The sequence below is a fragment of the Flavobacterium frigoris genome (genome assembly GCF_900111075.1).
Taxonomy (GTDB): domain Bacteria; phylum Bacteroidota; class Bacteroidia; order Flavobacteriales; family Flavobacteriaceae; genus Flavobacterium; species Flavobacterium frigoris.
In genome coordinates this window covers 715,763-725,859 of record NZ_FOFZ01000001.1, presented here as the reverse complement: position 1 = coordinate 725,859, position 10,097 = coordinate 715,763, and the positions used below count along the sequence as shown (strand labels likewise).

Here is a 10,097-nt window from a genome sequence, read left to right as displayed (position 1 = left end):
TTTTTCAAATCTCTCGATTCTATTACTCTTTATTCTTTTGTCTCGTCTTGTGGACGAGACGGCTGTCAATTCAATATGTCTAGGAACGTGTTCTTCTCTTTTTATCTCCTCGATAATCACTTTTCGTGTTTCTCGAAGCGGGTGCAAAACTAACAAAGTCTTTTGTTTCTCGCAAGAAAAATTTAAAGTTTTTTTGAAGATCTAAATCTTCGTTTTCTCTATCTTTTCTTACCAGTGTTTCAAGGAACTTTGCATGTTTTGCGGGGTGCAAAAGTAATAAGCAAAATCAAATCTCACAAGCTTTTTTTGATTTATTTTTAGAAATGATTTCTAATCCTAAACCCCCTTATCACTTGCCAATCTTTTTAATGAACTTATTCGCTGTTGCGGGTGCAAAAGTAGACTCTTTATAACGTTATTCAATACTTTTAATTGACTATTTTTTGACGCTTTCTTAACCTTGGGTTTAACTCGCTGGAAATACGCTTTTTGAAGACGAAAGTTTTTTCCTCTCCCAAACCCTCTCCAAAGGACAAAGAGCCTTTGAGGACGTGGTTTGCATTATTTCTATGTAAATACAGCTGTTTTTATTGAATCCTTAGTAATACCGTACAGCTAAACCACTCATTATTCCCATATCATTTAGTGCTTTTGGTTTATTTACTACTATATAACTAGGTATTGTATTTTTAGAGACTTTATCGATAATCTCGAAATAACCCTGCTAAAAACAATTGCCCTAGCCCCGATAGCAGTGGAAATCCTACTGAGCCAGTCCCGAAACATCGGGATTGGCTCAGTAGATTGTAACGAATAGCGGGAAATAGCTCCTAAAAAAAAGAGGCTACTCCTTTATATATAGGTATAGCCTCTTTTTCTATAATGGGGAACGCCCAAATTATCTGTTAGTCGAAACGAATCGCTTTAACCGGTGAAATTTTGGTTATTATATAAGAAGGGATTAGCAACACTAAAAAACAAACACTTATCGTAAGGCCGTTTAATAATAAAATATATCCCCAATTAAGATATACCGGCGCTTGATCGACATAGTAATTTTCAGGATTCAGTTTGACTATCCCAAAATATTTCTGGAGCCATAGAACCGCTATTCCAATTAGGTTTCCCCAGAATAATCCTCGAAGAATTAAATAGGACGCATTGTACAGAAATATTTTACGGATACTCCAATTATTAGCTCCTAACGCTTTTAATATTCCTATCATCTGTGTTCGTTCTAGAATAAGCACCAATAAAGCCACCACCATGTTGATTGTGGCAACTAATATCATAACTATTAATATGACAATGATATTGAAATCAAACAACTGAAGCCACTCGAATATATAACTGTACTTTTCGATAATTGTTTTAGTATCAAGCGTAGATCCCGTTTGCTGATACACTTGTCCACCTACCGATTTTATATTATCAAAATCATCTACAAAGACTTCAAATGCTCCTACCTGATCCGCTTTCCATTTATTAATGCGTTGGATATGGCGTATATCCCCTAATACATAGGTCGCATCAAATTCCTGAAAACCAGAATTAAAGATTCCGACAATTTTAAATCTCCTGATATTAGGTAATTTATTCTGACCTTCTTTCATAAAAAAGGTATTAAACGCATCTCCTACTTTAAGTTTTAACCTATTAGCGAGGAATTGCGATAGCACCACGTCTTCATTTAACTTTTTAGAAAAATCAGGCAGTTTTCCTTCAACAAGATACTCCTTTATATTATCCCACTTGTAATCCTCTCCTACTCCTTTGAATACGACCCCTTCAAAAGCATTCTCGGTTCGAATAATACCGGCTTTACTGGCGATAGCTTGAATATGATTTATCCCTTCCACAGTATTAAATTTGGGATAAAAATTTTGTTTTTTCGAAATGGGAACTAAGGTAACTTCAGATTGATTGCTATCATAATTAGAAATACTAATATGTCCATTGAAAGCGGAAATTTTTTCTCTGATTTTCTGTTGTAGACCAATTCCTGTCGCCACTGACACAATCATCATCACCATTCCGATGGCAATGGCCGAAATTGCAATTTTTATAATAGGCGCAGATATACTACTTTTATAATCTTTAGCAGTTATAAGTCTTTTGGCAATAAAGTATTCTAAATTCAATTTGATTAAGTATCTGATTTGGATTCAAAAATACACCTAAAACACGAATAACGCTAATTGCCACTAATTTTATTCTAATCTACTATATGATTTCAATTTTCAAAAATATTCCATTAGCCTTTATTCTAACAGTAGTTTTACTTTCGTGCTCCAGCTCAATCAACAGAACAAAAGAATTACAGCAGAACAAATTGAAAGATAGCCCCGCTTCAATCCCTACAAATTTAAAAGCAGAGTCTTTAACAGATAAAGTTACCGTAACGCATTCGATTAAAACCGGCGCTGATAATCATGAAAAATATCTACCTCTTCTAAAAGACAAAAAAGTAGGCGTAGTTACCAATCAATCGGGTATAGTTTTAATAGAAGAATCTTCCATAAGTCTCAAGAGTAAAAAAAAGCAAATCCATTTAGTTGATTTCTTATTAGACCAAAAAATCAATGTCCAAAAAATATTTGCACCAGAGCATGGCTTTCGTGGCACTGCAGATGCAGGAGAACATGTTGTTGACGGAACGGATTATAAAACTGGAATAACTATTATCTCGCTTTACGGCAATAACAAAAAACCAAATTCAGGACAGTTAACCGGAATTGACATTATGGTTTTTGACTTACAAGATGTGGGAGCACGATTTTACACTTACATCTCCTCACTGCATTACATAATGGAAGCCTGTTCAGAAAACAACATCTCTTTGATCATTTTAGACAGACCCAATCCTAACGGAAGCATAGTTGACGGACCGATTCTAGAAAAGGAATATAGCAGTTTTGTAGGAATGCATCCCATTCCTGTTTTACACGGTATGACCATTGGTGAATATGCGCAAATGATTAATGGAGAGCAATGGCTAACGAACGGAATTAGTTGCAAACTAACTGTAATCCCATGTTCTTATTATAATAGAAAAATGAGATACAGTCTACCTGTAAAACCTTCTCCTAACTTACCAAACGATCAATCGATCAACCTATATGCTAGCCTGTGCTTTTTTGAAGGAACAAATGTTAGTGTAGGAAGAGGAACTGAAAAACAATTTCAAATTTACGGTTCTCCTTATCTACCTAAAAGCAATTTTAGCTTTATTCCAAAACCAAATATGGGAGCACAAAATCCAGTTTACAATAGAACAACCTGTTTTGGCGAAGATTTGTCAACACAAACTGAAGTACGCCAACTGGAATTGAAATGGCTAATCAAAGCGTACACTAACACAACAGACAAATCAAAATTCTTTAATCCGTTTTTTACAAAACTAGCTGGAACAAGACAATTGCAACAACAAATCGAAGCCGGAGAATCAGAATCTGAGATAAGAAAGAATTGGAAAACCGGTTTAGACCAATTTAAGAAAATGAGAGAAAAATATTTGATCTATTAGAAAAAAAATAGCAGGAACTACAGCGGCAATTTTTTCTTCATTTCTTCGACAATATTAAAGGCAGCAGGGCAAATCGCCACATTCTTTAAAGTAAGATCTGTTATTTGCTGAAACTTCTTTCTATCAGTGTGTGGAAATTCTCTACATGCTTTTGGTCGGACATCATAAATCATACAGGCATTTTCATGATCTAGAAAAGTACAAGGCACGCTCTGCAATACATAATCTTGATCTTCATCAACGCGAAGGTATTGCGCTATAAACTGCTGTGGTTTTTGCTTAAGGTATTTTGACACCCTTTCAATATCGGCTAATGTAAATAAAGGCCCTGTAGTTTTACAACAATTCGCACATTTTAAACAATCCGTTTTCTTGAATTCCGCATCATGCAGGTCTTGCATCACATAATCTAAATTTTTGGGCGTCTTCTTTTTAAGCTTATCGAAATACTTTTTGTTTTCTATATGCTTATCTTTGGCAAGTTTACCAAGTTCGTTTAAAGTAGGTTTCAAATTCAGAGTTTAAAAATTCTTTGCAAAACTACACTTTTTGAACGATGAACTATGATTAATGAATGTTGAATTTTGAAATACAAACAATGAAAGACCTTTTTGGCAAAGCCATCCTTGATTATCAAACGAATAATTCCCCTGAAGATTTAATTACAGAAACAACTATATCTGAAGAAGATGAAATGAGTGTGGCTTATTTATTTCGCTGCTACAAAGAGATGCCGACTATGGAGCAAAAAGCCCTACAACTTGCCAAAGGAAAAGTCCTAGATGTAGGTTGCGGTGCAGGAAGCCATAGTTTACACTTACAAAATGAATTGAATTTAGAAGTGACTGCGATAGACATTTCGCCAAATGCAATAAAAGCTTGTTCCCTTCGAGGAATCAAAGATGCCCGCATACAGGATGTTATGACATTAGAAAATGAAACATACGATACGATTTTATTACTGATGAATGGCGCAGGAATGTGTGGGAAACTGAAAAATATTCCAAATTTCCTAATAAAACTAAAATCACTATTGAATCCAGGCGGCCAAATTTTATTAGATAGTTCAGACATTATTTATATGTTTGATGATGATGAAGACGGAGGAAAATGGATTCCATCTGACAATGAATATTATGGGGAAGTAGTTTTTAATATTGGCTACAAGGGTGAAAAAGAAAAACCTTTCAACTGGATGTACATTGACTACAATACGCTGCAAAATGCGGCTTTCGCCAATGAATTACAAGCCGAATTAATTCTTGAAGGTGAACATTATGATTATCTAGCAAGGCTTTCCCTATAGCAGCGAAATCAAAAACATAAAAAAAAACTAACTATCACATACTCTGAAAAAGAAATGAAAAAAGCCAAACAATAATTGTTTGGCTTTTTTCATTTCTTCTAAATTCTTTATGGGATATTTAGATATTTGTGTGTTTGAAGTGACACTCTCCATTTCGGGTTATTCATAACATAGTCGACAATAAGGGGCGTCATTTCCTCCTTTTTACTCCATTCTGGCTGAAGAAATAAAATTGCATCGTCATTAACTAACTCCGCTTGTTCTTCCGCAAAAATAAAATCATGTTTATTATATATGATAACCTTCAACTCATGTGCATTATCATAAACTGTTTGAGTGGGCAGCTTATTTTTCTTTGGAGACAGACAAATCCAATCCCACATTCCTGTCAGAGGATAAGCACCTGAAGTTTCAATATGAACCTTTCGTCCATTATCCTTTAGCGTCTGTGTCAGCAAGGTCATATCCCACATTAGTGGTTCTCCTCCTGTTACCACGACTGTCTCTCCATATTTTTTTGCATTAGCCACAATTTGATCGATGCTTGAAGGCGGATGTAATTCCGCATTCCAACTTTCTTTAACGTCACACCAATGGCAACCTACATCGCAACCTCCAATTCTTACAAAATAAGCGGCAGTTCCCGTGTGAAAACCCTCTCCTTGAATTGTATAAAACTCTTCCATCAATGGAAGCATTGCACCTTTATTAACTTCTAATTGTATTTCTTTTGATAACATCATTGTAATTTAAAGTACAAAGATAGGTCATTTGAAAAGGACTTAAATTAATAATATCAAATTGCTTCCATGAAATTATAATATCGAAGCACTAAACCACGAAAACCAGAAATGTAAATTTCAACTCTTATTGTCTAACAAGCTACAGTCTAACTTCTACCACAGAACAACAAGCTAAAACATACTAATGACAAAAAAGTCCTCGCATAAAAAAAACCGATAGCTTTTCAACTATCGGTTTTCTATTGTAAAATAATACTATTATTTTTTATTCTTAAGCAAATCTACTGATTGCTGTGCATACCCATTTTCAGGATCGATCGCAAGAGTTTTATTGAAGTATTCAATAGCTTTCACTTTGTCAGTGTTTGCATAACCCGCAGCCATTGTATTGTAAGCCTCAATTAATTTCCCCTTTACAGCGGCCTTAGCCATTTCTTCAGGACCTTTCTTTGTTACAATATCAATATATTGTTGGTAATATTTAATCATTTGTTCATCATCTCCAAGCAACGTATTCGTTCTTGCACGATAAACATAAGCATCTTGAGTTGCTGGTGATGCTTCAATCACATTTCCAAAAGCAATATCTGCTTTACGTAAAGCGATAGTATCTTTCACTGCCCCAGCTTTCGTATTGTCAAAATAAATTGAATTACCTAAATAAAAATTATCAAGCAAGAAATTTTTTGATTCTTTATTTGAGGTCGAAATTTCGAAAACTGCAGCGGCCTCTTTGTATAGTTTCTGCTCATAAAGTCCTTTACCCGCCTCACTTAAATCATTTACAGCAGCACTTTCCATGGCAACTGCTTTCTTAATAAGTTCAATTCCTATATTAAACAATACCGGTTCTGCAGCAATAATGTCTGTACCCATAGTAGATTTTTTTACATTAGCTAAACCTAAATATAAATAATCAAGAGAAATTACATTATTTGCAGTATTTCCAGTATAATCTTGTAACGATTTAATAGCCACATCCACATTATCATTATAGTACGCAGAATACCCTAAGTATCGTAAAATTCTAGGATTGACTTTGTCAATCTGTTTCATTTTTTCAGCTTCAATTTCTAAAGCTTTATAATCGTGCGCAACAATCAAAAAGTCAGCGTGACGCATACGTGAAGCCAAAGAATAATCAGTAAGACTCATGTATTTTTCATAATACGACAATGCTTCTTTCATATATTCATCATTTCTAGAAGGAACATTAAGCGCCCAATAGTAATATGTTTCAGCTAACTCACGGTATAGTGGTCCGTAATTAGGGTTCGTCGCAATAACATCATTGAAAGCTTTTACAGCTTCAGTGTATGCTTTAGCGCCTTTAAGCAAAACTCCTAATTGCATTTTTGCTCTAATCAACGTATTGTCAGCTTGAAAAGCATTACGATAAGCTGAATAAGCCGCATTTTGGTTTTTATCACCATAATGTGCATCTCCAAAAGCCAAAAGAACTTGAGGCTCTGCTGTATTTTTCTCATTAGCCAAATTTAGGGTCTGAATAGCCGCTTTAAAATCCTGATTATCAGCATTCATATAAGCACGTGCAATATACACATACTCCCAAAAATCTCTTCTACCCATTTCTTTTTTAGCCAATTCAAATTTAGCTTTAGCTGCAGCACCATCACCCTTATTAAGGTCCATTTGCCCTAGTCCAATATAATTGAAATGCTCATCATTTTTAGCCGTTAAGCCATTTTGATAAGTTATTTTCGCTGAATCCGCTACCTTTTGAGAAAGATATATGTTTCCTAAAAGAAAATACGCTTTACCTTCAGATGGGTCAGATTTGATTATCGATTTTAAAGTCGATTTAGCATTTTCAAATTGTTCGGCGTCAATTGCTTTTTTAGCTTGATCTATATCCTGAGCCTTCATTGCGGATACTGTGGTCAGAAAGGCAACACTTAAAATTTTAAATTTGTTCATTTTAACTTTATTTGATTTATTCATTTTCATTTTTTTTTTTTGATTTGGTTTTAAATATAACTTTTCTTGGAGGCACGCGCACAGGCAGTAGTCCCGCTTTCAAAATTATCCTTTGCCCTATGTCTCCAGCAACAAATGAAGCGAACCCCATTCCTAAACCGGAGTATCCCTGACAATTAATTATATACAAATCACGTGCCAAAGGGTACGTTCCTTCGGCTAAATTATTTTGCGTAGGCGCTACATATGCCGCACTACTCTCTCCTTTAACACTTAATACGTTAATTTTCTTTATAAGATCCTTCATGTCAGGCGATGGCTGATACAGCCAATTAAGGCCAACAACTCCAATCATCCCATCGTTTTCAGCTACAAACTTCACAACGTCTTTATTGAACTTAAACGAGTATACTCCCTCGGAAGGTATTTCTTTTATGCCCGCCAACTCATTCATATAGCGAACCGTACTGGAGTTTGGATTATCAAAGACCAACCCCTTAACTCTTGTTTGCGGTTTCCCTTGCATGAAAAGAATAATATCCTTCAAAGCGACCAAACTATCGTTAGTGGACTTACTAGAAATAAAAGCAATTGCGTCAGTACCGATGATAGTTGTTTTAGGCTTTATTTTAAGTTGTTCAAAATATTTAGACTCTTCTTCATTTAATTTCCTGGACAAAACAACAATGCGCGAGGTATCTCTAAGGAACGCTTGCATCAATTCTTTTTCAGACCTCACCTCCATTAGTATCTTAGCATTGTATCCATTTTGAAAAATAGTAATCTCATCTTCCAATAGAGGTTTTAAAGTCTCATCAACTAAAATAGTGGCTGTACCTTTAAGTATACTCTCTTTCTCGCCCTCTGATTTCTTACAACCAAAAAATAACAGAAAAATAAAAAGAATCAATACATAAGGACGTGTTGCGAAATTTTTCATAGTTAATCTTTATTATCTTTTATAATACGAATGCATCTAATAATAGAATACACGATGAGCAACACACCAAATGCTATTCTATAACCGATAGTCATGTTTATTGGAAATTGCTTCATAAAGATAACAAATAATCCCAAAACAAAATAAACTACGAAAAACAAAATTGCTATAACGAGAAGAAATCGCTCTTTGAGCGATTTCTTCTGAATATTTTTAAATATTTTTTCCAACATTAATCCGCTGTTTGAATAGTAATCGGAAGAGAATAAAGTACTCTAACCGGTTTTCCATTTTGAATTCCCGGATTCCATTTCTGGCATTTAGTAAGAACTCGTATCGCTTCTTTTCCAGTACCATAACCAATATCTCTTAATACTTTGATATCTGTTAACGAACCATCTTTTTCCACTACAAAAGTAACATATACTTTACCTTTAAGACCCTCTTCTTCTGGTGCACGATAGTTTTTAGCTACATAGCCATAAAACTTATCCATACCACCTGGGAATTCAGGTTTTACTTCGATACCTGCTGTGTTGTAAATTTGATTGTCTTCTTCAACAATTTTAGTTGGTCCTGGACCTACTGGAGCCACAGACAAAACTGCATCTGGATCTCCTTTTATGGTTTCAGCTCCAATCTTTTTTTCTTTAATCTCGACAATTTTAGGCGGCTCTTCAGTTACCTCTTCTGCCTTAGCAACCACTGGTTTCACAAACTTAACTACATCCACTTTAGGTGGTGGTGGCGGTGGTGGCGGAACGTTTAATTTAGGCTCCTCTTTCTTAGGTGGTAATTTTATTGCAGTGATTTTAATATCTCTGTCAATCTCTTGCTCCCCACCTTTAGGAATTAAGTTTATTATAAGGGGAGCAGCCACAGCAACACTAAATAATATAGCACCCAAAACTAGCGCTTTAATAGTAGTTTTTCTGTTTGACTTCCTTAACTCATAAGCTCCGTAAGTTTTATTACGTCCTTCGAATACGATATCAAGCCATTGGTTTTTTAATATGTCTAATTTCATTTTTCTTAATTATTAGGTTATTGGGGAATAAGAATACACTTATTTTCCTTCTAACAATTTTTGTTCTTCAGGAGAGAATTCAGGAACGATAGCGTAATTACCAAAATCTCCTATCCCTACAATTGCCATTTCATCAAGTATATCAATTAAATTTTTGTAATTTGATTTCTTACTTGGTTTAATAATCACAATTAATCCGTTTTTAGGCTTCCCTTTTGCTGCGGAATACGCCAAAACTGATTGTTGCCTAGACAACAATTCTTTACGTATACCCTCTTTTCCAAAAGCCAAATCTTTAGGACCTCCAATAGGAGTAGCCAACAAACCAACATAGTAAACTAACTTATTATCAGCACCTAACAAAATTGTCATAGTACGATTTTCGTCAACTTTCATATCCACATTGTCTTTGTTAGGATCTTTATCTGGCAACCCCAAGCTCATCGATTGAGGTTTAGACAACGTCGTGGTAAGCATAAAGAATGTGATTAATAAGAAAGCCAAATCCACCATCGCAGTTAAATCTACTTTTGCGTTCGCTTTTTTAGCTCTTACTTTACCACCTTTTTTGCCTCCACCGTCGTCGGTATTTAATTCAGCCATTTTAGTGTCTTTTT

Annotated in this window: 9 protein-coding genes; 2 read left to right on the top strand and 7 right to left on the bottom strand. The window is 34.9% G+C overall.

The annotated features are described in order from the left end of the window. Window positions 1–905 precede the first annotated feature (905 nt). Window positions 906–2,141, bottom strand: a complete 1,236-nt coding sequence (locus BMW63_RS03070) for an ABC transporter permease (protein WP_074721083.1) — start codon at window positions 2,139–2,141, stop codon at window positions 906–908. An 86-nt stretch (window positions 2,142–2,227) separates the two neighbouring features. Here BMW63_RS03070 and BMW63_RS03065 point away from each other — a divergent pair, with 86 nt between their 5' ends. Continuing rightward, window positions 2,228–3,526 (top strand): exo-beta-N-acetylmuramidase NamZ family protein, encoded by a 1,299-nt coding sequence (locus BMW63_RS03065; RefSeq protein WP_074721081.1) that lies wholly within the window; start codon window positions 2,228–2,230, stop codon window positions 3,524–3,526. Window positions 3,527–3,543: 17 nt separating this feature from the next. Here BMW63_RS03065 and BMW63_RS03060 read toward each other — a convergent pair whose 3' ends face one another. After that, window positions 3,544–4,038 carry a YkgJ family cysteine cluster protein gene (locus BMW63_RS03060; protein ID WP_074721079.1) on the bottom strand — a complete coding sequence of 165 codons (495 nt, stop codon included), beginning with the start codon at window positions 4,036–4,038 and terminating at the stop codon, window positions 3,544–3,546. An 86-nt stretch (window positions 4,039–4,124) separates the two neighbouring features. Here BMW63_RS03060 and BMW63_RS03055 point away from each other — a divergent pair, with 86 nt between their 5' ends. Beyond that, window positions 4,125–4,832, top strand: a complete 708-nt coding sequence (locus BMW63_RS03055) for a class I SAM-dependent methyltransferase (RefSeq protein WP_074721174.1) — start codon at window positions 4,125–4,127, stop codon at window positions 4,830–4,832. 107 nt (window positions 4,833–4,939) lie between these two features. Here BMW63_RS03055 and BMW63_RS03050 read toward each other — a convergent pair whose 3' ends face one another. The 5 genes from BMW63_RS03050 to BMW63_RS03025 all read right to left on the bottom strand — a co-directional run bounded on the left by BMW63_RS03050 (window position 4,940) and on the right by BMW63_RS03025 (window position 10,083). Next, window positions 4,940–5,572 (bottom strand): 7-carboxy-7-deazaguanine synthase QueE, encoded by a 633-nt coding sequence (locus tag BMW63_RS03050; protein ID WP_074721077.1) that lies wholly within the window; start codon window positions 5,570–5,572, stop codon window positions 4,940–4,942. 261 nt (window positions 5,573–5,833) lie between these two features. Further along, window positions 5,834–7,513: a tetratricopeptide repeat protein gene (locus BMW63_RS03045; RefSeq protein ID WP_074721172.1), complete on the bottom strand. Its 1,680-nt coding sequence runs from the start codon at window positions 7,511–7,513 to the stop codon at window positions 5,834–5,836. Window positions 7,514–7,529: 16 nt separating this feature from the next. Further along, window positions 7,530–8,453 (bottom strand): PstS family phosphate ABC transporter substrate-binding protein, encoded by a 924-nt coding sequence (locus tag BMW63_RS03040; protein WP_074721075.1) that lies wholly within the window; start codon window positions 8,451–8,453, stop codon window positions 7,530–7,532. 232 nt (window positions 8,454–8,685) lie between these two features. Then, on the bottom strand, window positions 8,686–9,480 hold the full coding sequence (locus tag BMW63_RS03030; RefSeq protein ID WP_074721071.1) for an energy transducer TonB: 795 nt from the start codon (window positions 9,478–9,480) through the stop codon (window positions 8,686–8,688). A 39-nt stretch (window positions 9,481–9,519) separates the two neighbouring features. Further along, a complete protein-coding gene (locus BMW63_RS03025; RefSeq protein WP_074721069.1) occupies window positions 9,520–10,083 on the bottom strand; it encodes an ExbD/TolR family protein in 564 nt (187 codons plus the stop codon). Between the last annotated feature and the right edge of the window lie 14 nt (window positions 10,084–10,097).